Raw genomic sequence first — 22,774 nt, forward strand, 5'->3', positions numbered from 1 at the left:
CCCGGCGTTTTCGTCGTACCCCTGGCCTAGCCTCTTCTCCATGACGGCGCACCCATCCCTGACGGCTTCCCAGCCTTCCGCGGTCCCAGCGGCCCGCGGCAAGCGGCCCGAGGCACCGGCTGGGCCCTCCCTCTCGCCGTCCCGGGCGGCCGATTTCAAGACGTGCCCGCTGCTCTTCCGCTTCCGCACCATCGACAAGCTGCCCGAGCTGCCCACCGCCGACCAGATCCGCGGCACCCTCGTGCACGCCGTCCTGGAGCGCCTCTTCGACCTCCCGGCCACTGCCCGCACCCCGGAGGCAGCGGCCGCCCTGGTCGCCCCCGAGTGGCAGAAGCTCCTCGAGCAGGAGCCGTCCCTGGCCGAGATCTTCACCACCCCACCACCGCTCCCGTCCGGCGCCGTCTCGCCCGGCGCCGTCTCGCCCGGAGCTGTCTCGTCCGGAGCCGATCCGGCCGCGGCCGCCGCCGAGGCTGACGCGACGGGGCAGGCCGTGCTTGTCGACGTGCCGGCCGCCGAGGCCGAGGTGGCCCGCATCGCCGCGTTCCTCTCCAGCGCGACCGCCCTGCTCAGCGGCTACTTCGCGGTGGAGGACCCACAGCGCCTCCAGCCCGCCGAGCGCGAGACCCTGATCTCCACGGTGATCGGCGACGACCTGCTGCTCCGCGGCTACATCGACCGCCTCGACGTCTCCCCCGCAGGCGACCTGCGCGTCGTCGACTACAAGACCGGCGGCGCCCCCCGCGAGGCCTTCGAGGGCCGGGCCCTGTTCCAGCTGAAGTTCTACGCACTGGTCCTCTGGCGGACCCGAGGCGTGGTCCCCCGGGTTCTGCGCCTGCTCTACCTGAAAGACGCCGAGGTCCTCGACTACAGCCCCGAGGCCGGCGAGCTGGAGCGCTTCGAGCGCACCCTGACCGCCCTCTCCGCAGCCATCGAGCGGGCCAAGGCCGACCGCGACTTCCGCCCCAAGCCGAGCCGCCTCTGCGGCTGGTGCCGCCACCAGGACCTCTGCCCCGAGTTCGGCGGCACCCCACCACCGTTCCCCGAGCTGACCCTCACCCCCACCTCAGCCGGCACTCCCCTCACCACCACCGACGCCGCCGACGCCGAGCCCGACCGAGTCGGCCCCCGCCTGCGAGACGATCCCCTTGGCTGACCGTCCCCCAGCCCAGCCACGGCCACCGGCCCAGCTCGCGCCGCTTCGAGCCACGGGCCCCACGCGATTGCCGGCCCAGCCCCCGCCACCCCGAGCCACCGGCCCCGCACAACCGCCGGCCCAGCCCCCGCCACCCCGAGCCACCGGCCCCGCACAACCGCCGGCCCAGCCCCCGCCACCCCGAGCCACCGGCCCCGCACAACCGCCGGCCCAGCCCTCGCCTTCGGGCCGGCCTGAGGACTCCGCGCGGGTCCCGCAGCCGCTCTCACCCTCCAGCGGATCTCAGGGCATCGTCCGGTCGGGCTTGCCTTCGTCTGCCGCCCGGCCTCCAGATTCCTCCAGCCCTCCGGGGGCACCGCGAACCTCGGGGGCGGCGGCATCGCGCGTCCCGCCCATCCGGGTGCTGCTGGCCGACCCGGCCCCGCTGCAGCGCGCCGGACTGCGAGCGCTGCTGGCTTCCCCGCCCACCCCAAACGGCCTGCTGCCCACTGCCACGCCGCAGCTGAGCCCGCCCGCTGCCGTCACCGCCGGCTTCACGAATCGCATCGCCAAGCCGGAGCACGACGCCAAACCCGAGCACACCACCAAGCCGGAACGCGCCGCCAAGCCCGAGCACGCCGGCATGCCCGAGGGCGACATTGGGATGGAGGACGGCATTGAGTCGGCGAATGATCTGGCCGTCGGTGTTGCGGACATAACCGAAATGTCCGGCAGGCCGCTTGCGGAGATCGTAGTGGTTGGTGAGACCGGCGATGGTGCGGAGGCGCTCGATCTGGCTCGGCGGCTGCTGCCCGACGTGCTGATTGTCGAGCTTGCCCTGCCCCGCCTGGACGGCCTCGCCGTGACCCGGGCGGTCGGCGGGGCACGCCTGCCGGTGCGCGTTCTGGTGATCACCGACCGGGACAGCGACGACCAGATCGTGGCCGCTGTGACCGCGGGCGCCACCGGCTTCCTCAGCAAGGACGCGCCGCACGCCGACCTGGTCACCGCCGTCCGAACCGTCGCGGCAGGCGGCGCGATGATCGCCCCGAAACTGCTGGCCCGGATCCTCACCCGTCTGGCCGAAGCGGTACCCGCCCCACCGGCCGACAACGCCAGCGTGTTGAACGCCCTGACCGGCCGCGAACGCGAGGTCCTGGTTCACGTGGCCCGGGGCCGCACCAACACTGAGATCGCCGAAATTTTGCAGGTCAGCGAGACCACGGTGAAAACCCACGTGGGCCACGTGCTGACGAAACTACGTCTGCGGGACCGTACCCAGGCCGTGGTCCTGGCGTACGAAACAGGCCTGATCAAACCCGGCGCCTAGCCCTCGGGGCCAATCCAGGCAGCTTTCGTTCCCTCAGCGGCAGGCCGGCCGTCACTCATCTCGCGGAACCGTCACCGAGGGTGTACGCCCGACCAGGAGTGCCGGCCTGATCTTGGAGTCCGGTGGGTGCTCTGACCCCCACAGGTCTCCACAAAGCCAGCACTCTCCACCGTTGTCGTGGCAGAGCGTTACCAGTGAGCGCCCGTGGACCGACCCGAATCGGCACGCCACGGTGGCCTCCCGGGAACTCGTGAGTTTGCGGTTGATCGGACGGCCGAACCGCACAAGATCTGGAACACCGCCTCGCCCGGGAGCCGCCGCGCCATGCGAACCCGCGGTCAGGAGGGCAGGTAGCCCGTCACTCGCTTGCCTGACCAGGAGCCGTGGGCCACCGGTGGTGGGCCGTGCTGCTGGCTGACCGCTACGGTGACGGCTCGTACCAGCCATGCGTTGATCGAGATGCCTTCGACGGCCGCGATCTGTTCGACGTGCATGCGCAGTGACTCCGGCATTCGCAGCAGCACCTGGGCCAGTTCGCCGTCCGAGCCTTCCAGGTAGGAGTGTTCGGACAGTTCCACCACCAGCCCCATCGAGCGGCCGGTCGCACTGTCCGCCGAACCTTCCGTGACCACGTCGCTCCCGGATCCCACAGCCGCTGCCTTGGTGACGCCGCTCGCCTCCGCCACGACCTTTCCCGCTCCGCCAGCACCCGCCGCCGCGGCACTATGGGAGAAAGCACCAGCATGGGAAAGCTCCGCCGAGTGTGCGTCCGGACGGGATGACCGGGAAGAAGCCGAAGCGACATCGGGAGATGCGGCTGCGCGCTGAGCCCGCCGGCCGGCCCGGGACCACCACCTCGCGGCCGGGGCAGACAGCGACACGACCGGCTCCAGCGGCACCGCCCGCCTCAGCACCACCGAGCCAGGCACCACCGGGCCAGGCGCCCCCGGGCCAGGCGCCCCCGGACCAGGCGCCCCCGGACCAGGCGCGGCCGGGCCCAGCGCGGCCGGGCCCAGCGCGGCCGGGCGGGTGAAGGCTACCGACTGGCCCTCGGAGCGCACCTCGACCCCGGCACCGGCTATCTCCGCGGCGGCCTCGGTCAGGGCGCGGACCAGGACGTCCCGTACCGAAACGTGGAGGCGGGGCGCGGTCAGTGAGGTCACATAAGGGGCGAGGTCCACGTCACATATCGTGCCTCAGGGACGAATCAGACCGGCCAGGAAAGCGGGATCGACTCCGACAAGCGTTGTCCGCAGGTGTACTCCGTCGACCGGCGGGAGTTCCAGCTCGGCCGGGACCGCGAGGACCGCGGCGCCGGCGGCCAGGGCGCTGGCGACGCCGCTGGGTGAGTCCTCGATCGCGACGCAGCGGCTGATCGGTACGCCGAGCAGGTCGGCGGCGGTGCGGTACGGCTCCGGGTCGGGTTTCGGCATCGTCACCTCGTCGCCGCAGACCACGACGTCGAAGTTTTCCGGGCCGAGCGTCTTGAGGGCGATCTCGACGAGCCGCCGGCCGGTCGAAGTGACCAGGGCTGTGGGGATGCCGAGCGCCCGGACGGCGAGCAGCAGCTCCATCGCGCCGGGCCGCCAGACCAGGCCGTCGGCGAACAGTGCGAAGACCCGGTCGGTCAGCCACTCCACGTCCGGCGCCTCGGGCCGGTCCGGCTGGCCCAGGTCTTCGCGGAAGAGCCGCATGCTGTGGCTCATGCTGCTGCCGACCATGGCGAGCCGGGCGGTGTCGGACAGCGTCCCACCGGCACGGGTCGCCAGTTCGGCGAGTGCGATGCCCCAGACCCGCTCGCTGTCGACGAGGGTCCCGTCCATGTCGAAAAGTACGGCGTCCATCGGCGTTATTCTCCGGGCCCCGGCCGAGAACCGGGGTGGGATGTGACAACACCTACAGCCCGCACGACTCCAGCGACTTCTCGTACCCACCGGCGAACGCGTCCATCCGCTGCTCGGCGCTGCCGTGCGAACCCTCGGCGAACCACGGCTGCCCCGGCTCGTCGCCGACCGATTTCAGGCCGTCGGCGAGTTCCTGGGTGTCGTTGTCCGCCATCAGCAGCCGGCCCTCGCGGGCCTTGTCGCCGATGAAGGCGCCGGCCATGCAGTCGGCCTGCAGCTCCTGTTCGATGGTGAACTCTTTCTGGATGCCGAGCCTCGCCTGAATGCCGTGCGCGTACTCATGGCCCAGCAGGTAGAACAGGAACGCGTCGCCGATCTGCCGGAACGCGTCGAACGCCCAGTTCACGTCGTACGCGATGAAGTCCCCGGCCGAGCAGTACACCGCGTTGTTGCGGGGCAACGGCTCACCGGCGCAGTCGACGTCGCCCTCACGTTCGTACGCGATCAGCTGCTGGACCGGCGAGAAGCCGCCGCCGAGCCGCTCGGCCCAGTATTCGGCGGCGATCTCCTCAGCGGCTTGGATGTCGGCGCTGAATTCCTCGGGAGTGTCGGTGCCGTCCTCATTGGCGACAGCGCCAGGAGTGGAAGCCACCGGGGCCGGCTCGGTAGGAAATTCGTCAACCGCGCAACCGGCCACGAACATCAACAGCACCAACGGGACGAGAGCCGCATGAGCGCGCATGGATCCACCGTAGACGGACTCCACCAGATCCGCGCGGCACACAAGAGGGCCCACAAAAGGCTCACAAAAGGCCCGCAAAGGGCCCGCAAAGGGCCCACAAAAAGCCCTAGCACTCAGGGACCACCCTGAGAGTTCCCTGGGTGAGTCCCCCACAAAATCTCCGCATAGGGCTACGCCGCCGGACGGACGCCACACGCCGAATCCGCCGACAGACTGAGCTGGCCGGTCGGGGCAACGTGCCCCGGCCGGACCACTGACGGTCTAAACAGGGGGACGACTGTGGCAGCGACGAATGCCGGCGGGCCGGTAGCGGCGCGAGCGGACGAGATCTGGAAGGTCTATGGCTCGGGCGAGGCCCAGGTCGTGGCACTGCGGGGGGTCAGCGCCGAGTTCGGCCGGGGCCGGTTCACCGCGATCATGGGCCCTTCGGGCAGCGGCAAATCGACGCTGATGCACTGCCTGGCCGGACTGGACACGGTGGACAAGGGCACCGCGCACATCGGTGGGACCGAGATCAGCAAGCTGGGCGACAAGGCGCTGACCCGTCTGCGCCGTGACCGGATCGGGTTCATCTTCCAGCAGTTCAACCTGCTGCCGACGCTGAGCGCGGCGGAGAACATCAGGCTTCCGCTGGACATCGCCGGCCGCAAACCGGACCCGGCCTGGTGGGACACCGTGATCGACACGGTGGGTCTTCGCGACCGGCTCGGGCACCGGCCCAGCCAGCTCTCCGGCGGCCAGCAGCAGCGTGTCGCCTGCGCGCGGGCCCTGATCGGGCGTCCCGACGTGATCTTCGCGGACGAGCCGACCGGCAACCTGGACTCCCGTTCCGGCGCCGAGGTGCTCGGCTTCCTGCGCGACAGCGTCCGCGAGCACGACCAGACGATCGTGATGGTCACCCACGACCCGGTCGCAGCGAGTTACTCCGACCGGGTGGTCTTCCTGGCTGACGGCGCGATCGTCGACGAGCTGGCGAACCCGACCCCGGAGACCGTCCTCGACACCATGAAGCGCCTCGACAAGCACACCGACCCGGTGATGCTCTGATGGTGCGCGCGACCCTGAAAAGCCTGCTCGCCCGGAAGCTGCGGCTGGTCCTGTCGGGCCTGGCCGTGGTGCTCGGCGTGATGTTCGTGTCCGGCACCTTCGTGCTCACCGACACGCTGAACCGTACCTTTGATTCGCTTTTCTCCGATGTCTACTCGTCCACCGACGTCTCGGTGAGCGCGAAACCCAAGGTCGAGGTCTCCGAATTCGAGGGCGAACAGGTCGCCGCGCCGCTGCCTGCGGCAGCAATTGACAAGATCAAGACCCAGCCCGGGGTACGCGCGGCGGTGGGCCGTGTCGACGCCGACGGCGCCCGCGTGATCGGGTCCGACGGCAAGGTGCTCACGTCGATGGGCCCGCCCCGGATCGGGTCGAACTGGACCGGCACCGACGCGATCATGGAACTCCGCGAGGGCCGCGGCCCGGAGGCAACCGGCGAGATCGCGATGAACGCAACCACCGCCGAACTCTCCGGCTACCGCGTCGGCGACACCGTCCCCGTCCTTACCCAGCAGCCGAAACGCGAGTTCACGCTGGTCGGGATCTGGGGGTACAGCGGCGACCGGGACAGCATCGGCGGCGCTCAGGAGGTCGCGTTCACCACGCCGGTCGCGCAGGAGCTGATGCTCGGCGAGAAGGACGTGTTCACCTCGGTGACCGTGCAGGCCGCCGACGGCGTCTCGCCCGAGCAGCTGCGTGACCGGCTGGCCCCGGCGCTCGGCGCCGACTACGAGGTGAAGACCGGCGACGACCTGGCCGAGGAGAGCTCGGCAAGCATCAAGGAGGGTCTCGGCTTCTTCAACCAGATCCTGCTGGGCTTCGCCGGCATCGCGTTGTTCGTCGGCATCTTCATCATCCTCAACACGTTCTCGATCGTGGTGGCGCAGCGCACCCGTGAGCTGGCGCTGCTTCGCGCGATCGGCGCCAGCCGCCGTCAGGTGATCAACTCGGTGCTGGTGGAGGCCGTGGTGGTCGGCCTGATCGCCTCGGTGCTCGGGCTGGCCGCCGGAGTCGGCGCCGGCGCCGGACTGGCCGCGCTGTTCAGCAACCTCGGTGGCGGCGGTCTCGACCTCGCCCCGGTCGGTGTGCCGCCGGTCGCGATCATCAGCTCTTTCCTGGTCGGCCTGGTCGTCACCGTGGTCGCGGCGGTGCTGCCGGCGCTGCGCGCGTCCCGGATCGCCCCGGTCGCGGCGATGCAGGACGTCGCCACCCCGGACCGCCCGCTCACCCGGATCACGGTGGCCGGCACGATCGTCACCGCCGCCGGCGCGTCCGCGCTCGGCGTCGGTCTGTTCGCCGACGCCGGTGACGCCGACCTGTGGCTGATCTTCGGTGGCGTGCTTGTCACGTTCGTCGGAGTGGCCCTGCTCACCCCGCTGATCAGCAAGCCGGTGGTGTCGTTGCTCGGCCGGCTCTTCTCCTGGTCGGTGCCGGGCCGCCTGGGCCGGCTCAATTCGGGCCGCAACCCGCGCCGCACCGCGATCACGGCGGCCGCGCTGATGGTCGGCATCGCCCTGGTCACCGGCGTCACGGTGGTCATGGACTCGGCGAAGAGCAGCCTCAAGACCGAGGCCGCGAGCATCCTGAAGTCACAGATCATGATCAGCGGGGATCAGAACGGCCCCCGCCCGCCGACCTTCGACCCGGCCGTCATTCAGAAGACAGATCAAATCCCTGGGGTACGGGCGGCGGCCGCGATGTACAACGACCTGGTCGCGGTCGGCGGCGACCGGGAGTACGTGACCGCCACCGAGGACCTGGCGATCCTGGCCCAGGCGTACGGGACGAACGCCGCGACCCTGCGGGACGACCAGATCGCGGTGAGCCAGCCGCAGGCCACCGACAGCGGCTGGCAGACTGGCACGAAGGTGTCGATCCAGACCTCACGGGGCGACGAGCGGACGTACACGGTCTCGTCGGTCTTCGCGGAGAACACCCTGCCCGGCAGCATCATCATGCCGGGCGCCGCGATCAAGGACTTCGGCATCACCCAGCCGACGTTCGGCTTCGTCCGGCTCGACGACGGCGTGCCGGTCTCGGCGGTCCTGCCGCAGGTCAAAGCCCTGCTGGCGGACAGCCCCGAGGTCTCCGCGACCGACCAGGAGACCTGGGTCAACGCGCAGGCCGCGCAGTTCGACCAGATCATCACGATGATCCAGATCCTGCTCGGGCTGGCCATCCTGATCGCCGTGCTTGGTGTGATCAACACGCTGGCCCTGTCCGTCCTGGAACGCACCCGTGAGCTGGGCCTGCTCCGCGCGGTCGGCCTGGGCCGGGCGCAGACCATGCGGATGGTGACCGTGGAAGCCGTGGTGATCTCGGTCTTCGGGGCACTGCTCGGCGTCGCGGTCGGCGCCGGGATGGGCAGCGCGGTGGCCCGTGCCCTGGAAGACGACGGGATCAGCCAGATCGTGCTCCCGTGGGGCCGGATGGGCACCTATCTGGGACTGGCCGCCCTGGTCGGCGTGGTGGCCGCGGTGGCGCCGGCGATCCGGGCCGCCCGCCTGAACATCCTGAACGCGATCGCCCACGACTGACCCGCTCGGCACCGCCCGCCGGCGCCACAGTGCTGTGGTGCCGGCGGGCGGCTCTTCCCGCGTACGCAAGAAGGGGTTTTGTCAGGAAAGCAGTTTGTCGAGCTTGGTGAAGCTGCTGCCCCAGCCCTCGCGGGCGCCGTCCGCCATCGCCTCGGGGAATGGGCTCTGGGTGACCACCAGGCGGGTCTTGGCGCCGCCGTCCTCGTCGTGGAACTCCAGGCGCAGGCGCAGCTTGTCAGCGCCGAAGTCGGGAATGTGGGCGACCGATTCCTCGCCGACAAGCAGTTCGTTCTCGATCACCTCGATGAAGGTGCCGTTCTGCGGTGAGCTCATGCTCGGATCGTCGTCGTTGACCATGGTGAAGCGCTGGTGACCGCCGACCCGGGCGTCGATGTCGACGCTGTCGCGGGGCACCGACCAGCCGACCGGGCCGAACCAGGCAGCGAGCTGGTCGGGGTCGACAAACGCCTGGTAGACGAGGGCGCGGGGCGCGTCGAAGATGCGGGTGATGACAAGGTCTGTCACGGTTTCTCCTGGATACGCTTGAGGTGGGCGTCGAGGCGGGTGAGGTTCTCGTCCCAGAACCGGCGGTACCGATCCATCCACGCGGTCGCCTCCCGCAGCGGCTCGGCCTCCAGCCGGCTGGAGCGCCACTGCGCGGAACGGCTGCGCGAGATCAGACCCGCGTTCTCCAGGACCTTCAGGTGCCGGGAGATCGCCGGGAGGCTGATGTCGAACGGCTCGGCCAGCTCGGTCACGGTCGCCTCACCCTCGGCCAGCCGGGCCAGGATGGCGCGGCGCGTCGGGTCGGCGAGCGCCGCGAAGATCACACTGAGCCGGTCGGTCACTTAACCCCTCTGTTAATTAACGAGTGGGTTAAGAACCTAGCTCTCTTTTTGAGGGGCGTCAAACCTTGCTGGGCACCCGGCGGTGCAGCTCGGCCAGCAGGACCTCGGGCCCCGGCGACATCAGGCCCACGTCCACGACGTACGCGATCTCCGCGCCACGGCGGCGGATCCGGGGGTGACCGCCCGCTCCGGCGAGTTCGGTGGCGTAGTCCTCGGACACCGGCGTCACCACCAGCTCGGTGAACGGCCCACGGCCGTGCAGGGCCACCGAAGCAATGCCTGACCAGGGAATGTGTACGGGATGACGACCGGTAGCGGCGAAATCAAGACCGTGCACCGAGGTGTGCAGCCAGCCCAGCCGGCGCCAGACGATCAGCATCACCACGCCGGACGTGACGGCCGGCACGATCAGCGCGGCCTCGGTGTAGACGACGATGTCGGCCGGCTCCGGCCGATGCCCCGCTGCGATCTTGATGAGCAGGTAGACGGCGAGCATCGGCACCCAGGCCGCAGCGAGAACCCAGAGCGTGGTCACGAAGAACATGCCTCGCGCCTGAATGAAGCTCACGGTGTCGTCGGTGGGCCCGAGCACCTGATCCACGTGGTCGGTCATGGTGCGATTATGCGCGGATATCACCCGGTTGATCCGATAGATGGACGACTCCGGCGGCCCTGATCCACGGCGCGGCCGCCGGGTGCGTCTGCCAGGGCGCACGTAGGCTGTGTTCCATGACTGAGTTCGACGGCCTCCCGCTGCTCCGCTCCCCCGTGGCCATCGCCGCCTTCGAGGGCTGGAACGACGCTGCGGACGCTTCGACCGCGGCCGTGGAACACCTCGAACAGGTGTGGGCGGCCAAGGAGATCACCAGCATCGACCCGGAGGACTTCTACGACTTCCAGGTCAGCCGCCCCACCATCACCATGGCCGAGGGCGAAACCCGCAAGATCGAGTGGCCGACGACCCGGTTCACCGTGGCGAGCCCGGAAGGCAGCGACCGCGACGTGGTCCTGATCCGCGGCATCGAGCCGAGCATGCGCTGGCGCACGTTCTGCGAGTCCGTCCTGGAGATCTGCCACAGCCTCGAGGTGAACCGGATCGTGCTGCTCGGCGCGCTGCTGGCCGACGTCCCGTACACCCGGCCCCTGCCGATCAGCGGCAGCGCCTCGCACAGCGAGATCGCCGAGAAGTACAACGTGGTGCCGACCCGCTACGACGGGCCGACCGGCATCGTCGGGGTGCTGCAGGAGGCGGCCACGCGCGCCGACCTGGACGCGCTGTCCTTCTGGGTGCACGTGCCGCACTACGCGAACAACCCGCCGTGCCCGAAAGCAACACTGGCCCTGCTGAGCCGGATCGAGGACGTCCTGGACCTCCCGGTCCCGATGGCCGACCTCGCGGAGCAGGCAGACGAGTGGGAGAAGCGCGTCCGCGCGGCGGCGGAGCAGGACTCGGAACTCGGCGAGTACGTGCGCGAGCTGGAGGAACGCGTCGGGGACGCGGGCATCCAGCCGCTGACGGGCGACGAGATCGCCAGCGAGTTCGAGAAGTACTTGAGGCGCCGGGGCGGATCGGCAGGACCGACAGCCGGCTCCTGGTGAACCTTATTCGTCGCCGGCATCCTTGATGCCGGCGACGAAAGCCAGCCAGGTGGCGCGGGTGACGGCGAGAACATGGTCAGGGCTGGTGCTGTTGCGGACCAGGACCTCATCGTCCTGAATCGCGATCTCAAGGCATGCCGCCGTGTCGCAGAACGTGCTGCGCTGCCAGACGATCGACTCGGACATTCGCCGAAACCTCCGATAAGCAACCGATTTTTTGCCAGCTCTCCTCGCGTCACTCGGATTGCGCGTGCTCCGCGTAGAGCGCGAATGCTCGGGACCGGACCGCGTACAACGTCGCCTTCTCATCCATGGACCGGGCCCAGAACTCCTCAAAGTAATCGCGATAGACATCAACCGTCGTGCCTGTTTGCACAATCTCACCAGTCAAGAAATGTTCGAGGTAGAGAACGGAATCCGATGGGTCATTCGCATCAAGTTGCATAAGCGAAAAACTACCCATGGCGCCGGCGAAAGCACCTTCGCCCGCAGGGAGCAGTCGAATCCGGATATTGGGCCGCTCAGCCACTGCGGCTAAATCCTCCCACTGCTCCGCGGCGGTCACGCGATCGCCGATCACCCGCTGCAGCACGCACTCGTCCAGCATCAGCCTGTAATCCGGTATGCAGGGTTCTTCGGTCACCATGCGACGGCGCTGCGCCCGGCTTTCGGCCAGAACCTGCGACTCCTCAGCGGTGTGGTTCACACGCCACCGGTCAAGGATCGCCTTCACCATCTGCGGCGTTTGCAGCGCGCCTGGTACCACCTGCGGCTGGAAGGCACTGATGCTGATCGCCGCTCTCTCGAACTGCACCAACTGCCGCGCCAACGGCTTCAGCAAACGACGGTCTGCCCGCTCGGCCCAGTATCGCTCCCGACGCGCGACCCGCGCGTCCGATGTCAGCCGGCCAACCCGCTCCGCATCCTTTATCCCGTAAAGACCGAGAAGCGACACGAGGTCGGACGGCGACACCGTCACCTCACCCAACTCGATCCGCTGCAGCTTCGACAGCGACCAGCCAAGCTCTTGCGCCACCGACCCCTGACTCCGGCTGTGCGATTCGCGCGCTGCACGCAGTGCAAGCCGAACCCTCCGCCGGGCGACGGCGGGCAGTTCTTCCTCCGAGGCGGTCATTTGCCAACCTCGCAATAGGCGCGAGCGCCAGCACGCACCGCGGTCACCCCACCCTCTGGTCCAAGTCATACTCGCGGGCTCGCGCGACCGCACGACAAACCGCGTCGAAGGTACGTCGATCCGCCGACTCGTACAGCTGCACTGTTCCACCGCGGTACCACGCTCTCAGCTGCCAGGCCGGCCGGGACCGGACGCGAAGGCACGCGCCTGCCGCTATCACCTGGACGCCAACGACGATCGACATCAGCAACTGCGACGTCGCGCCGATCACCGGAATGGTCACGAGCGCACCCGCCAGCGAGGACATACCGAGCAGTCTCGGGCCCGTGACACCGGACCGGATCGGGGCGACGATGTGCAGCCCCGAGAGTTCGGAGAGCGCGAATACCCGCCGAACGGCAATCGTGACCTCGATCGATTTGTGATTGATCAACACTTGCGAGCCTCTGTAGAAGACCGGCATGTGCCACCTCCACACTCAGCGAGACGGCCCGGAAGGGCTCGCCCTGGTTGCCGACTATCCGATGGGGACCGCCGAAGCACCAGGCCGCCAGCCGCCATATAGCTGATAGCGCAAAAAGCTTGACACCTGACCAGCGCCTCCTTGGAGCAAAAGCCGGTCATATTGTGAAATTCTTCGCGCAGAAAATCGGCCGCCCGGCCGGAGAGAAATTCTTGAGGGCTACATACCTGATAAGTCTTTCCAGGCATCGGCGTGTCACTGACGCCACCGTCTCCCCGTCTGGCGCATCCTAGGAACCTAGCCGGAATCCTGCTGGTGCCTCGGGAGGGCATATGACGATCAATCCGGGTGCGGCCGAGTTTCCGCATCGGCAGATCTCCAACCAGCTCAAGGAACGTGTCCGCCGGGGTGACTGGCAGCCCGGTGAGCGGCTTCCCTCGATCCCGGCGATGGCGGAGATGTTCGGGGTCGCCAAGCAGACCGTGCAGCGCGCCGTCGATCAGCTGCGGGTCGAGGGCATTCTGATCACCAAACCCGGATCGGGTACGTATGTCCGTGGCACCCGCCGCCGCCTGAACCGCCTGTCCCGTGGCCGGTACGGCGCACACCGTGGCTACCACGCCGACCTGGCCGCCCGGTACCGCCAGCAGCTCGTCCGGGTCGGCCGGGAGCCCGCGCCGCCGGAGGTCGCGGACGCGTTCGGGGTGCGCGACGGCACCGAGATGCTGGTACGCCGGCACGTGGTACGCACCGACGACGCCACCGTCGAACTCGGCGCCTCCTGGTTCCGGGTGACCGACGTGAGCGGCACCTCGCTGGAGCGCCTCGAGGCCTTCGGCCGCCCGCTGTACCAGGAGGCCGAGGAGGTGATCGGCCGCCGGTACGCGCAGGCCACCGACACGATCAGCGCACGGCAGCCCAGCCGGGAGGAGGCGGAGATCCTCCAGATCCGGCCGGACACCCCCGTGCTCCACCTGCTGCACATCGCGTTCGACGAGACCCGCAAGCCGATCGAGGTGGCGCAGGCGACCTGGCCGGGCCCGATGACGACGCTGACCGAGGAGTACCGGATCCCCGCGCCGGCACCGGAACCCGACCCGGACCCCGGTCTCACGCTGGCGTGACCTCACCGGCGATCCGGGACATCGTCGCCACGAACCTCTCCGGATCCTCGAAGATCGCCCGGTGCCCTCCGCCGGGATAGAACTCGACCTGCTTCGACGGCGCCTGCAACGCCTCGTACCAGGGTGTGAAGAGTTCGGAGAGCCCGCGCATCTCCTTACCGCCCTGGACGAAGTACGCCGGAACCTCGATCCGCGGCACGTCCCGCCGCAGATCGACGTCCTGCATCCGCGGGTACAGCGTGTCCCAGGTGTCCATGATCGCGGTCAGGGTGTGTGCCTTCCGCAGCAGCGGGTACTCGGACGCGCCCAGCTCGAAACCGGGCTCGCCCTGGTCGTAGGCCTGGTTCTCGTAGAGCAAGAAGGGCTCGTAGCCCCAGAAATCCTGATACGGCGGAGCGCCCTGAGCCTCCAGTTGCGCCACCACGTCGTGGTGGCCGCCGGCCCGTGCCCACGCCAGGATGTCGGCGTAAAAGATTTGATCACTGGCCCGTAGATCGACAGCCTGACCCGTACCGATGTAAGCGATGAATCGGGACGGCTCCCGCGAAACGGCGAGCGCCCCCGGAATCGAACCGCCGGAGAACGCCAGCAGATAGATCTTCGGCTGCCCGAACCGGGACCGCAGATAATCGGTCACGGTCAGCACGTCGGCCACCTCGTCGCCGACCGTCACGTCCGCCGGCGGGAAAGCACGCCGGTCCATCGTCGCCACCACGAACCGCTGCTCCAGACCGGACAGATGCTTGCGCATCGCGCCCATCTCCGAGCCGCCCGGCGTACCCGGCACGAAGAGCAGCACCGGCAACGCCCGGTCGGCGCCCCGGATCATCAGGTTCAGCCCGTCCACCCGGGTCAGCTCGGCCACACCGCCCGCGATCGGCGCGGTCCGCGCCGGAACCGCGACAGCGACGGCCATCGCCACCAGCACCGGCAGTGCCACGGCGGCGAACACCCGGCCTCGCCGCGGAAGGAGCGCTCCGAGGAACATCGGGAGCAGCGCCAGCACCCCGTGGACGCCCCGTCCGGTGATCAGCGCGATCGCCCCGAACGCACCCGGATGTGGTGCGTCGATCGACGGGCCGGAGACGCGGATCCGGACCAGTTCGACAGTTAGGGCGTACACCAGGGGCGCGGTGAGAAACGCCCAGCGTGAGCGGGCAGCAAGGATGCCGGCCGCGAAGCTGGCGGCGATCGTCACGACCGCTTCGATGCTGGTCAGAGGGCCGCGCGGCGTCCACCAGGCGGAGATCACGCCCCAGACGAACGCGGGGATCAAGAGAATCAGCGACTTCATGGCGGCAACGATGCCGACGACCGGGGTATGTCCACAGCGGCCAAGGGATATACCGAAGACAATACTTTGGTAGCTGTCCGCCGCCCCCGGCGCGAAATAGGCTTCGCCCATGCTTTTCGCTCTGCTCGTCCCCGACTCCGGTGACCGGCGTGCGCGTGCCAGAGACCGGCTGGCCGACGGCATCGCGATCGTGCTGGCGCTGATTTATGGCGCGGTCATGGTGGTGCTGGGCGACGCGGGTGATCCGGGCGCGTTCCTGCCGTGGCAGGCCGACGTGGCGACCGGTGTCGCGGCGGCCGGCGCGCTCGTTGTCCGCAGGCGGCATCCGGCCGGGCTGACCCTCGCGCTGCTGCCGCTCGGCGCGATCTCGGTGATGGCGACGGGTCCGATTCTGATCGCCCTCTTCACGGCGGCGATCCGGCTGCGCCCTCTCCCCCTGCTGGCGCTCGGCGCGGTGAACGTCGCCACCGCGGGCGTCTACTTCCTGCTGCACAGCGCGCCGGCCTTTGACATCTGGGTCGACTTCGCGCTGCGCACGGTGGTCACCGTGGCGGCGCTGGGCTGGGGTCTGTTCACCCAGGCCTACCGGCGGCTCACCGCGTCGCTGCGCGAGCAGGCGGCCCGGCTGGAGGCCGAGCAGCAACTCCGCTCCGAGCAGGCGAAACTCACCGAGCGCGCCCGGATCGCCCGGGAGATGCACGACGTGATCGCGCACCGGATGTCGCTGATCAGCCTGCACGCGGGCGCCCTCGAAGTGCGCGGGACGGTCTCGCCCAGCGAGCTGTCGATCGCGGCCGGCGCGATCCGGACCGGCGCGCACGAGGCGCTCGAAGAGCTGCGGGCCGTCGTCGGCGCGACCCGCGCCAGGCTGCCCGAGCCACCGCAACCCGGCCTCGACGACCTGCCCGATCTCGTGGCGAGGGTCCAGGAAGCCGGCATGATGATCGACTTCGCCAGCGCCGTCCCACCCGAGGCGCCACCGGTGGTGCTGGGCCGCACGGCATACCGGATCGTCCAGGAAGGCCTCACCAACGCGCGCAAGCACGGATCAGGCCCGGCCGCGTCGGTGCGCCTGCTGGGTGCCGCCGGTCGCGGCCTGCGCATCACGATCACCAATCCCCTTTCCGGTACGCACGAAGCACAAGCACCAGCACCAGCACCCCAGACACCGGCTCCCGGCGGGTTGGGTCTGGTGGGCATCACGGAGCGGGTGGCGCTCGCCGGCGGGACCGTGCGATACGGCGCCCACCACGACGAGTTCCGGCTGGAGGCGGAGCTGCCATGGCCGCACCAGAGCTGACCGCGCCAGGGTTGAGCGCACCGATCCGGCTGCTGCTCGTCGACGACGATCCCCTGGTCCGGGCCGGTCTGCGAATTCTCGTCGGCGGTTCCGGCGACATCGAGGTGGTGGCCGAGGCCGGCGACGGCGCGCAGGCGGTGACGGCGGCCGCCGCGCACTGGCCCGACGTGATCCTGATGGACATCCGGATGCCCCGGGTCGACGGACTGGTCGCGACCCGCCGGATCCGCAGCCGGGCGAACGCGCCTCAGGTGATCATGCTGACCACATTCGACGTCGACGAGTACGTTCTGGAGGCGCTGCGCGGCGGGGCCAGCGGTTTCCTGCTCAAGGACACGCCGCCCCGGGAGATCCTGGAGGCGGTGCGTACCGTCGCGGCCGGCGCCGCGACCCTCTCGCCCACGGTGATCCGTCATCTGATCGATCACGTGACCGATCCGGCGGCCGGCAACCGCCGGGCGCGGGCGCGAGCCCGGCTGGCCGAGCTGACGTCACGGGAGACCGAGGTGGCACTGCTGGTCGGCCACGGCCGGTCCAACGCGGAGATCGCCGCCGAGCTGGGCATGGGCGTGCCGACGGCGAAAGGCCACGTCTCACGCCTGCTGACCAAGCTCGACCTGAACAACCGGGTGCAGATCGCCCTGCTGGTGCACGACGCGGAGCTGATCTAGAGGGCTGGAAACGCGGCAGACCCGGGACGCGGCGGCATCCCGGGCCTGACAGTAGCTGTGTTGGCTGGATCAGACAGCAGCGTTGTAGTAACCGCCGCCGCCACCGAACCCGCCGCCGATGCCGAAGCCGAAGCCCCAGCCACCGTAACCGTAGCCCGGGTAGTAGCTGCTGCCGCCACCGACGTGGAAGTCGAAGCCCAGTCCGAGCCAGTAGCTGGAGTTGTAACCACCGTAGTAACGACCCGGGTAGTACCGGTCGTTGTCGATGATGATCACGTCGGGGTGGTCCCCGTCGCGGAGCGACGCGGCGGCTGCGGCGTAACCACGGTCGCCGTTCGTGCTCAGGACGGAAGCCGCGTTGCCGCGGTCCTTCTTGCAGTTGCCGTCGTGAGCCTGAGCCGGGCCGGCCAGCGCGAGGCTCGCGCCGGTGGCCAGGAAGAGACCCCCGAGGAACAGAGCCGTACGACGCATGATTTTTCCTTTCGGAGTTGTTTTGACCGGACTCAGTCTGTCGCCTCCCGGACGATAACGCGCGGATTTTCGCTCATAAAAGAACAATGGTGCATTTTTTCCCGATTTTTCCTACACCGCTGGTCAGGCGCGTCTAGGGTCCGTTCGGGGGTCTCCATCCGTCACTCCGATAAAGGCACGACCGGGCCGGAAAAGACGAAAGGCCCCCGCGAACGGGGGCCAATGACGAAATGTCGTCTACAAACGGACGCCGAGCAATGCGTCGACAGTCCGGGCCATCAGCGCGGGCGCCTCGTCGTCGTCGCCGACACCCGAGAGGGCCGCCTCCACCCACGCGTCGACCACGGCGAGCGCGGCCGGAGCGTTGAGATCGTCGGCGAGAGCCTCCCGGACCGCGCCGAGCAGCCCGGCGCCGGACGGCCCGGCCGGAGCGGCCGCCGCTTCCCGCCAGCGGGCCAGGCGCTGCAGGCCGGCCTTGAGCACCTCATCGGTCCATTCCCGGTCGGTGCGGTAATGCCCGGTGAGCAGCCCCAGCCGTACCGCCATCGGGTCGACGCCGTCGCCGCGCAACCGGGACACGAAGACCAGGTTCCCCTTGGACTTCGACATCTTCTCGCCCTCGAGGCCGATCATGCCGGCGTGCGCGTAATGCCTGGCGAACGGCTGCGCGCCGGTCAGCACCTCGGCGTGCGCGGCCGAACATTCGTGGTGCGGATAGACCAGGTCACTGCCGCCGCCCTGCACGTCGATGGTGTCACCGAGCAGCCCGAGCGCGATCGTGGCGCATTCGATGTGCCAGCCGGGACGTCCCGGGCCGAGATCACCGCCGTCCCAGACCGGCTCGCCGTCCCGGGCGCCGCGCCACAGCAGCGGGTCGAGCGGGTCACGCTTGCCCTCCCGCTCCGGGTCGCCACCGCGCTCAGCGGAGAGGACGAGCATGTCGGCACGGGACAGATGCGATTCGTAACCCCAGTCCGGCGCGGCGCTGATGTCGAAGTAGACGTCGCCGGTCCCGTCCTCGAGCCGATATGCCGCGCCTTTGCCGACCAGCTCGACCACGTGCCCGACGATGCGCGGAATCGACTCGACAGCGCCCACGTAGTGCGCCGGCGGAATGATCCGCAGCGCCTCCATGTCCTCCCGGAACAGCGCCGTCTCCCGCATCGCGAGAACAATCCAGTCCTCACCGTCGCGCGCGGCCCGCTCCAGCAGCGGATCATCGATGTCGGTGACGTTCTGCACGTAGTTGACGTCCCGCCCGGCGTCCCGCCACATCCGGTTGACCAGGTCGAACGCGATCATCGTCGCCGCGTGCCCCAGGTGCGTGGCGTCATAGGGCGTGATACCGCAGACATACATGGTCGCGGTCCCGGCGGGCGTGCTCGGCTCCACCGAGCCACGCGCCGTGTCATAGAGCCGCAGCGGCGAAAGCCCCGGAGTCTCCGGCAGGCGGGGCACGTCATGACCGGTCCAAGCATCCATCCCCGGAGCCTAACCAGCCCATGACCACGAGTCCCCACCCACGTGACCTAAACCTCCAACACCGAGAGCCAAACTTGGGTACGCCCGACGGGCTCCCCAACCGCACCAGCCCGCCCCCGCCTCGTCCGCCCCTGACGCCCCTCCCGCCGGCGCCCCCGCCGCCGGCCCCGGACCCCCCAAACGCCCTCCGCAGCCCCGATGCGTTGCTGATTTCCGCAGCCCCGATGCGTGTTGACTTCCGCAGCCCCGATGCGTGTTGACTTCGGGCGCAATTCGAACCCGAAGTCAACACACAGACAGCGTTCCCCGCGACGCAGCCCCACCGCGTGTTGACTTCGGGCGCGCTTCGAACCCAAAGTCAACACACAGACTGTCAAGCCCCGAGTTTGATGGAGAGTTGGTTAGCTGGTTTTCAGGGCTGCGGTGACCGGGCGGGTCATCGCGTGTAGGGCCTCGTATTCGGCGGGTGGGACGTGTCCGATTTCGCCGTGCAGTCTGCGGTTGTTGTACCAGTCGATGTACTCGACGGTGGCCATCTCCAGGTCGTCGAGCCCACGCCACGGACCTTTGTTGCGGACCAGTTCGGCCTTGAACAGGGAGTTGAACGCCTCGGCCATCGCGTTGTCGTAGGAGTCGCCCTTCGACCCGACCGAGGCGACTGCGCCGGCCTCGGAGAGCCGCTGGGTGTAGCGGATCGCTCGATATTGGACGCCGCGGTCGGAGTGGTGGACGAGTTTGTGCAGTTCAGCGCCCTGGCTTTCGCGGCGCCAGGTCGCCATTGTCAACGCGTCCAGGGCGAGATCGGTGTAGAGGCTGGTCGCAACCTGCCAGCCGACGATCAGCCGGGAGTACACGTCGAGGACGAACGCGGCGTATACCCAGCCCACGCTGGTGCGCACGTAGGTCAGGTCGGCGACCCACAGCTGGTTGGGGCCGGCCGCGGTGAAGTCGCGTTTGACCAAGTCACGAGGCCGGTCGGCTTCGGCTGCGGGGCGGGTCGTGCGGGGCGATTTGTCGCGCAGCAGTCCCCGTAGCCCGGACTCGCGCATCAGCCGTTCGACCGTGCACCGGGCCACCTCGACGCCGCGACGGCGCAGCTCGTGCCAGATCTTGCGGGCCCCGTAGACGCCGTAGTTCTCCGCGTGGATCTGCTCGATCACCGCGGTCAGTTCCTCGTCACGCCGGGAACGGGCCGAGGCGGGGCGGGACTTGGCGGCGTAGTAGGTCGACGATGCGATCTGTGCCGGCGTGTCTTCGAGCGCCTGCAGGACCGGCTGGACACCTGTTCCTCGTGCTGGGAGTCGACGAAGGCGACCTTCATCGCGACGGACGGTCCAGCTCCGCCGCGAAGAAAGACGCCGCGGACTTCAAGATCTGATTCGCCCGCCGCAACTCACGATTCTCCCGTTCCAGCACCGCGAGGCGTTCCGCGTCGCTGGACGTCGTGCCCGACCGCACGCCGGCATCGGTCTCGGCCTGCCGCACCCACACCCGCAACGCCTCCGGATGAACACCGAGCTGGCCGGCGATCCGCCGAATCGCCCCGACGCTGGATGCCGGGTCTCGGCGGGCCTCGATCGCCAACCGGGTCGCACGCTCACGCAGCTCATCGGGGTACTTCTTCGGTGCCACCATAGCGAGATTCTCTCCCAGGTTTGGATGTCTCCATCAAACCCGGGGCGGGACACAACACACAGACAGCGTTCCCCGCGATGCAGCCCCACCGCGTGTTGAATTCGGGCGCGCTTCGAACCCGAAGTCAACACACAGCAGCCGTTTCCTGGCGTGCGTGTCGGCACTGGGTGCGGATCGCGCCCTAAATCAACACGCTGAGGCCTGAGTCGACATGCTGAGCCCTCAGCCGGCACGCTGGGCCCCGGCCGTGGGTCGTGGACCGTGGGGCCCTGCTACGGCTGGCGGACGTCGCACGTGACCGGCCGAGCCTGCCCGTTGCGCCGGATAAATCAGCCTTAATCCGATGCCAACGTGCCTACTTGCCAACTCCCAGCGATCACAGGTCACCTCACCGCAGGCAAACACGAAACGACGGCGAGCACGAAGCGACGGCGAGCACGAAGCGACGGCGAGCACAAAGCGACGGCAATGGCGATAGGGTTGGGGATCACGACGGCCCTGGGTAGCACGACGGCGACAGGGACCGCTATGTGAATGACGGCGCCTGGTCGGTTAAGTGCTGGGCGCCGATGCTGGGCCGGGGACCAGTAGCTAGATAGGTGGCCACGGGATCGCGGGCCACTCCTGGGGTGGCTGGGGGAATTTGCAGGCTCGCAACAGGCGCTTGATGCGCAGCGTCACGTGCTGCACCTCGGAGATCGTGAGGTGTTCGTCCAGGGCTTCGCCCAGCGGGCCGGTCAGGTCGGTCAGCAGGTGCTTGAGCACGGCCACCCCGTCGTCCGGCAGGGGTTTGCCCGTCCAGCCCCAGAGGACCGTGCGGAGTTTGTTCTCCACGTGGAAGCTGACGCCGTGGTCGACGCCGTGCACGCCGCCGGTGGCCGGGTACAGCACGTGGCCGCCCTTGCGGTCGGCGTTGTTGATGACGGCGTCGAAGATGGCCAGCCGGGCCAGCCGGGGGTCGTCGGCGTGGGCCAGGGCGTACGCGTCACCGTCGTCGTCGCGGGCCGCCGCCACCGGGAACCAGCCGTCCGGGACGTCGTACGCCGGGACGAAGCCGATCAGGCCGTCGACGTCCTCCGGCTCGTCGATCCAGAGTTGCAGGGCGCCGGGGCCGAGCGGGCCGTCGCGCAGGATCGTCGGCGGGACCAGGTCCCAGCCGGTGGCCCGGGACACCAGGTACGCCGAGACCTCACGGCCGGCCAGCGTGCCGTCCGGGAAGTCCCAGAGCGGGCGCTCACCGCGAACCGGCTTGTAGACGCAGCGGCGGGTCAGGTTGCCCAGCGAGATCTCGGCACGCAGCGTGGTGTTGGAGGCGTCCACGAGGCGCCCCTCGATCTCGATCGACCCGCGGCCGAGCAGTTCGAGGGCGTCCACCTCGGCCAGCACCGCCGTGGGCTCCGCGGTCACCGGTGGTAACCGTTGTGCCGGGGGCAGAGGTGGCCGGCCGGGTCGAGCGGCTGGCCGCACAGCGGGCACGGCGGCCGCCCGGCGGCGACCACGCGGCGGGCGCGGTCGATGAACGCCCGGGTCGCTTCCGGGGTGAGCCGCACGCGCAGCCGGTCCAGGTCGTCGTCGGGCTCGTCCTCGTCGTCCTCGACGTCGACCTCGACCTCTTCGTCATCGTCGTCGTCCTCGTCGAGCGGGTTGCCGGAGAGATCGGCATCCGGCTCACCGGCCTCGATCGCCTCGATCACGACGGTGCCGGTGTCGACATCGAAGGCCAGGCCCAGCGTCCCGACGCGGAACTCCTCGTCGACCGGGGTGTCGAGCGGCTCGTTGTCGTGCGAGGGCGGCAGGATGCCGTCCGGCAGGCTCACGCCGAAACGCTTGTTCGCCTCGAGGAGCAGCTCCTCGAGTTTCTCGGCGAGCAGCGACACCTGAACTTTCTCCAGCGCCACGCTGACCACCCGGCCGCCGCCGCGGGCCTGGAGAAAGAAAGTACGGTCCCCCGGCTCGCCCACCGTCCCGGCGACGAACCGCTCCGGCGGCTCGAAGGCATGTACTTGGTGGGTCATACCGACAACCCTAGCCATCCGTGCCGGTAACCGCGCGGGTCACCATCGCGGGTTCGCCGAGGGCGCAACGACCCCTACCCTGCGACTAACCATCGGTCACGGAGT

General features: G+C 69.2%; 22 protein-coding genes and 1 pseudogene. 8 read left to right on the forward strand and 15 right to left on the reverse strand.

Features of this window, described 5'->3' with window-relative positions:
* The first annotated feature begins 40 nt into the window (after positions 1 to 40).
* Together ACQP2E_RS24775 and ACQP2E_RS24780 are read left to right on the forward strand one after the other, a co-directional pair.
* Positions 41 to 1,153 (forward strand): RecB family exonuclease, encoded by a 1,113-nt coding sequence (locus ACQP2E_RS24775; RefSeq protein ID WP_433825328.1) that lies wholly within the window; start codon positions 41 to 43, stop codon positions 1,151 to 1,153.
* 400 nt (positions 1,154 to 1,553) lie between these two features.
* Positions 1,554 to 2,462: a LuxR C-terminal-related transcriptional regulator gene (locus tag ACQP2E_RS24780; protein WP_433825329.1), complete on the forward strand. Its 909-nt coding sequence runs from the start codon at positions 1,554 to 1,556 to the stop codon at positions 2,460 to 2,462.
* Positions 2,463 to 2,800: 338 nt separating this feature from the next.
* On the opposite strand, the gene ACQP2E_RS24785 is transcribed toward ACQP2E_RS24780, so the two are convergent.
* The 3 genes from ACQP2E_RS24785 to ACQP2E_RS24795 are packed head-to-tail and all read right to left on the reverse strand — an operon-like array spanning position 2,801 to position 5,048.
* Positions 2,801 to 3,643: a hypothetical protein gene (locus ACQP2E_RS24785; protein ID WP_433825330.1), complete on the reverse strand. Its 843-nt coding sequence runs from the start codon at positions 3,641 to 3,643 to the stop codon at positions 2,801 to 2,803.
* A gap of 15 nt (positions 3,644 to 3,658) precedes the next feature.
* Positions 3,659 to 4,306: an HAD family hydrolase gene (locus ACQP2E_RS24790; RefSeq protein ID WP_433825331.1), complete on the reverse strand. Its 648-nt coding sequence runs from the start codon at positions 4,304 to 4,306 to the stop codon at positions 3,659 to 3,661.
* Positions 4,307 to 4,358: 52 nt separating this feature from the next.
* Positions 4,359 to 5,048 carry a neutral zinc metallopeptidase gene (locus ACQP2E_RS24795; RefSeq protein WP_433825332.1) on the reverse strand — a complete coding sequence of 230 codons (690 nt, stop codon included), beginning with the start codon at positions 5,046 to 5,048 and terminating at the stop codon, positions 4,359 to 4,361.
* Between the two features lie 279 nt (positions 5,049 to 5,327).
* On the opposite strand from ACQP2E_RS24795, the gene ACQP2E_RS24800 reads away from it, so the two are divergent.
* Entirely contained in the window at positions 5,328 to 6,095 is a 768-nt protein-coding gene (locus ACQP2E_RS24800) for an ABC transporter ATP-binding protein (protein ID WP_433825333.1), read from the forward strand.
* Positions 6,095 to 8,632, forward strand: a complete 2,538-nt coding sequence (locus ACQP2E_RS24805; RefSeq protein ID WP_433825334.1) for an ABC transporter permease — start codon at positions 6,095 to 6,097, stop codon at positions 8,630 to 8,632. The genes ACQP2E_RS24800 and ACQP2E_RS24805 overlap by 1 nt, the downstream gene beginning before the upstream one ends.
* 81 nt (positions 8,633 to 8,713) lie before the next feature.
* On the opposite strand, the gene ACQP2E_RS24810 is transcribed toward ACQP2E_RS24805, so the two are convergent.
* The 3 genes from ACQP2E_RS24810 to ACQP2E_RS24820 are packed head-to-tail and all read right to left on the reverse strand — an operon-like array spanning position 8,714 to position 10,093.
* Positions 8,714 to 9,157 carry an SRPBCC family protein gene (locus ACQP2E_RS24810; RefSeq protein WP_433825335.1) on the reverse strand — a complete coding sequence of 148 codons (444 nt, stop codon included), beginning with the start codon at positions 9,155 to 9,157 and terminating at the stop codon, positions 8,714 to 8,716.
* Positions 9,154 to 9,480, reverse strand: coding sequence for an ArsR/SmtB family transcription factor (locus tag ACQP2E_RS24815; protein ID WP_433825336.1), 327 nt, complete (start codon positions 9,478 to 9,480; stop codon positions 9,154 to 9,156). Before ACQP2E_RS24815 ends, ACQP2E_RS24810 begins: the two co-directional genes overlap by 4 nt.
* A gap of 58 nt (positions 9,481 to 9,538) precedes the next feature.
* On the reverse strand, positions 9,539 to 10,093 hold the full coding sequence (locus tag ACQP2E_RS24820) for a hypothetical protein (protein ID WP_433825337.1): 555 nt from the start codon (positions 10,091 to 10,093) through the stop codon (positions 9,539 to 9,541).
* Between the two features lie 116 nt (positions 10,094 to 10,209).
* On the opposite strand from ACQP2E_RS24820, the gene ACQP2E_RS24825 reads away from it, so the two are divergent.
* The gene (locus tag ACQP2E_RS24825; protein ID WP_433825338.1) at positions 10,210 to 11,079 is read left to right on the forward strand and encodes a PAC2 family protein; all 870 of its coding nucleotides are present in this window, start codon (positions 10,210 to 10,212) and stop codon (positions 11,077 to 11,079) included.
* Between the two features lie 3 nt (positions 11,080 to 11,082).
* Here the strand turns inward: ACQP2E_RS24825 and ACQP2E_RS24830 are convergent, their stop codons facing one another.
* The 3 genes from ACQP2E_RS24830 to ACQP2E_RS24840 are packed head-to-tail and all read right to left on the reverse strand — an operon-like array spanning position 11,083 to position 12,677.
* A complete protein-coding gene (locus ACQP2E_RS24830; RefSeq protein WP_433825339.1) occupies positions 11,083 to 11,265 on the reverse strand; it encodes a DUF397 domain-containing protein in 183 nt (60 codons plus the stop codon).
* A 49-nt stretch (positions 11,266 to 11,314) separates the two neighbouring features.
* Complete coding sequence (locus ACQP2E_RS24835) at positions 11,315 to 12,214, reverse strand: helix-turn-helix domain-containing protein (RefSeq protein ID WP_433825340.1); 900 nt, start codon at positions 12,212 to 12,214, stop codon at positions 11,315 to 11,317.
* A 43-nt stretch (positions 12,215 to 12,257) separates the two neighbouring features.
* On the reverse strand, positions 12,258 to 12,677 hold the full coding sequence (locus ACQP2E_RS24840) for a DUF6232 family protein (RefSeq protein WP_433825341.1): 420 nt from the start codon (positions 12,675 to 12,677) through the stop codon (positions 12,258 to 12,260).
* Positions 12,678 to 13,009: 332 nt separating this feature from the next.
* Between ACQP2E_RS24840 and ACQP2E_RS24845 the strand changes: the two genes are divergently transcribed.
* On the forward strand, positions 13,010 to 13,801 hold the full coding sequence (locus ACQP2E_RS24845) for a GntR family transcriptional regulator (RefSeq protein ID WP_433825342.1): 792 nt from the start codon (positions 13,010 to 13,012) through the stop codon (positions 13,799 to 13,801).
* On the opposite strand, the gene ACQP2E_RS24850 is transcribed toward ACQP2E_RS24845, so the two are convergent.
* Positions 13,788 to 15,095, reverse strand: a complete 1,308-nt coding sequence (locus ACQP2E_RS24850; protein WP_433825343.1) for an alpha/beta fold hydrolase — start codon at positions 15,093 to 15,095, stop codon at positions 13,788 to 13,790. The genes ACQP2E_RS24845 and ACQP2E_RS24850 overlap by 14 nt on opposite strands.
* A 109-nt stretch (positions 15,096 to 15,204) precedes the next feature.
* Here ACQP2E_RS24850 and ACQP2E_RS24855 point away from each other — a divergent pair, with 109 nt between their 5' ends.
* Both ACQP2E_RS24855 and ACQP2E_RS24860 read left to right on the forward strand, forming a co-directional pair.
* The gene (locus ACQP2E_RS24855; protein WP_433825344.1) at positions 15,205 to 16,395 is read left to right on the forward strand and encodes a sensor histidine kinase; all 1,191 of its coding nucleotides are present in this window, start codon (positions 15,205 to 15,207) and stop codon (positions 16,393 to 16,395) included.
* Positions 16,377 to 17,066 carry a response regulator transcription factor gene (locus ACQP2E_RS24860; protein ID WP_433825345.1) on the forward strand — a complete coding sequence of 230 codons (690 nt, stop codon included), beginning with the start codon at positions 16,377 to 16,379 and terminating at the stop codon, positions 17,064 to 17,066. The genes ACQP2E_RS24855 and ACQP2E_RS24860 overlap by 19 nt, the downstream gene beginning before the upstream one ends.
* Before the next feature lie 69 nt (positions 17,067 to 17,135).
* Here ACQP2E_RS24860 and ACQP2E_RS24865 read toward each other — a convergent pair whose 3' ends face one another.
* From ACQP2E_RS24865 to ACQP2E_RS24885, 5 genes and pseudogenes are all read right to left on the reverse strand, one after another.
* The gene (locus ACQP2E_RS24865; protein ID WP_433825346.1) at positions 17,136 to 17,537 is read right to left on the reverse strand and encodes a hypothetical protein; all 402 of its coding nucleotides are present in this window, start codon (positions 17,535 to 17,537) and stop codon (positions 17,136 to 17,138) included.
* A gap of 237 nt (positions 17,538 to 17,774) precedes the next feature.
* Positions 17,775 to 19,019 (reverse strand): cysteine--1-D-myo-inosityl 2-amino-2-deoxy-alpha-D-glucopyranoside ligase, encoded by a 1,245-nt coding sequence (mshC, locus tag ACQP2E_RS24870; RefSeq protein ID WP_433825347.1) that lies wholly within the window; start codon positions 19,017 to 19,019, stop codon positions 17,775 to 17,777.
* A 401-nt stretch (positions 19,020 to 19,420) separates the two neighbouring features.
* Positions 19,421 to 20,654: pseudogene (locus ACQP2E_RS24875) on the reverse strand (IS3 family transposase).
* 591 nt (positions 20,655 to 21,245) lie between these two features.
* Positions 21,246 to 22,061, reverse strand: a complete 816-nt coding sequence (locus tag ACQP2E_RS24880) for an SCO1664 family protein (protein ID WP_433825348.1) — start codon at positions 22,059 to 22,061, stop codon at positions 21,246 to 21,248.
* Positions 22,058 to 22,669, reverse strand: a complete 612-nt coding sequence (locus ACQP2E_RS24885) for a DUF3090 domain-containing protein (protein ID WP_433825349.1) — start codon at positions 22,667 to 22,669, stop codon at positions 22,058 to 22,060. The genes ACQP2E_RS24880 and ACQP2E_RS24885 overlap by 4 nt, the downstream gene beginning before the upstream one ends.
* Positions 22,670 to 22,774 lie beyond the last annotated feature (105 nt).

The sequence above is a fragment of the Actinoplanes sp. CA-015351 genome (assembly GCF_050955685.1).
GTDB lineage: Bacteria > Actinomycetota > Actinomycetes > Mycobacteriales > Micromonosporaceae > Actinoplanes.

Coding starts and splice junctions, on each gene's coding strand:
- ACQP2E_RS24775 (WP_433825328.1), top strand. CDS start 41: ATGACGGCGCACCCATCCCTGACGGCTTCCCAGCCTTCCGCGGTCCCA.
- ACQP2E_RS24790 (WP_433825331.1), bottom strand. CDS start 4,306: ATGGACGCCGTACTTTTCGACATGGACGGGACCCTCGTCGACAGCGAG.
- ACQP2E_RS24795 (WP_433825332.1), bottom strand. CDS start 5,048: ATGCGCGCTCATGCGGCTCTCGTCCCGTTGGTGCTGTTGATGTTCGTG.
- ACQP2E_RS24805 (WP_433825334.1), top strand. CDS start 6,095: ATGGTGCGCGCGACCCTGAAAAGCCTGCTCGCCCGGAAGCTGCGGCTG.
- ACQP2E_RS24820 (WP_433825337.1), bottom strand. CDS start 10,093: ATGACCGACCACGTGGATCAGGTGCTCGGGCCCACCGACGACACCGTG.
- ACQP2E_RS24825 (WP_433825338.1), top strand. CDS start 10,210: ATGACTGAGTTCGACGGCCTCCCGCTGCTCCGCTCCCCCGTGGCCATC.
- ACQP2E_RS24830 (WP_433825339.1), bottom strand. CDS start 11,265: ATGTCCGAGTCGATCGTCTGGCAGCGCAGCACGTTCTGCGACACGGCG.
- ACQP2E_RS24835 (WP_433825340.1), bottom strand. CDS start 12,214: ATGACCGCCTCGGAGGAAGAACTGCCCGCCGTCGCCCGGCGGAGGGTT.
- ACQP2E_RS24840 (WP_433825341.1), bottom strand. CDS start 12,677: ATGCCGGTCTTCTACAGAGGCTCGCAAGTGTTGATCAATCACAAATCG.
- ACQP2E_RS24845 (WP_433825342.1), top strand. CDS start 13,010: ATGACGATCAATCCGGGTGCGGCCGAGTTTCCGCATCGGCAGATCTCC.
- ACQP2E_RS24850 (WP_433825343.1), bottom strand. CDS start 15,095: ATGAAGTCGCTGATTCTCTTGATCCCCGCGTTCGTCTGGGGCGTGATC.
- ACQP2E_RS24855 (WP_433825344.1), top strand. CDS start 15,205: ATGCTTTTCGCTCTGCTCGTCCCCGACTCCGGTGACCGGCGTGCGCGT.
- ACQP2E_RS24860 (WP_433825345.1), top strand. CDS start 16,377: ATGGCCGCACCAGAGCTGACCGCGCCAGGGTTGAGCGCACCGATCCGG.
- ACQP2E_RS24865 (WP_433825346.1), bottom strand. CDS start 17,537: ATGCGTCGTACGGCTCTGTTCCTCGGGGGTCTCTTCCTGGCCACCGGC.
- mshC (WP_433825347.1), bottom strand. CDS start 19,019: ATGGATGCTTGGACCGGTCATGACGTGCCCCGCCTGCCGGAGACTCCG.
- ACQP2E_RS24885 (WP_433825349.1), bottom strand. CDS start 22,669: ATGACCCACCAAGTACATGCCTTCGAGCCGCCGGAGCGGTTCGTCGCC.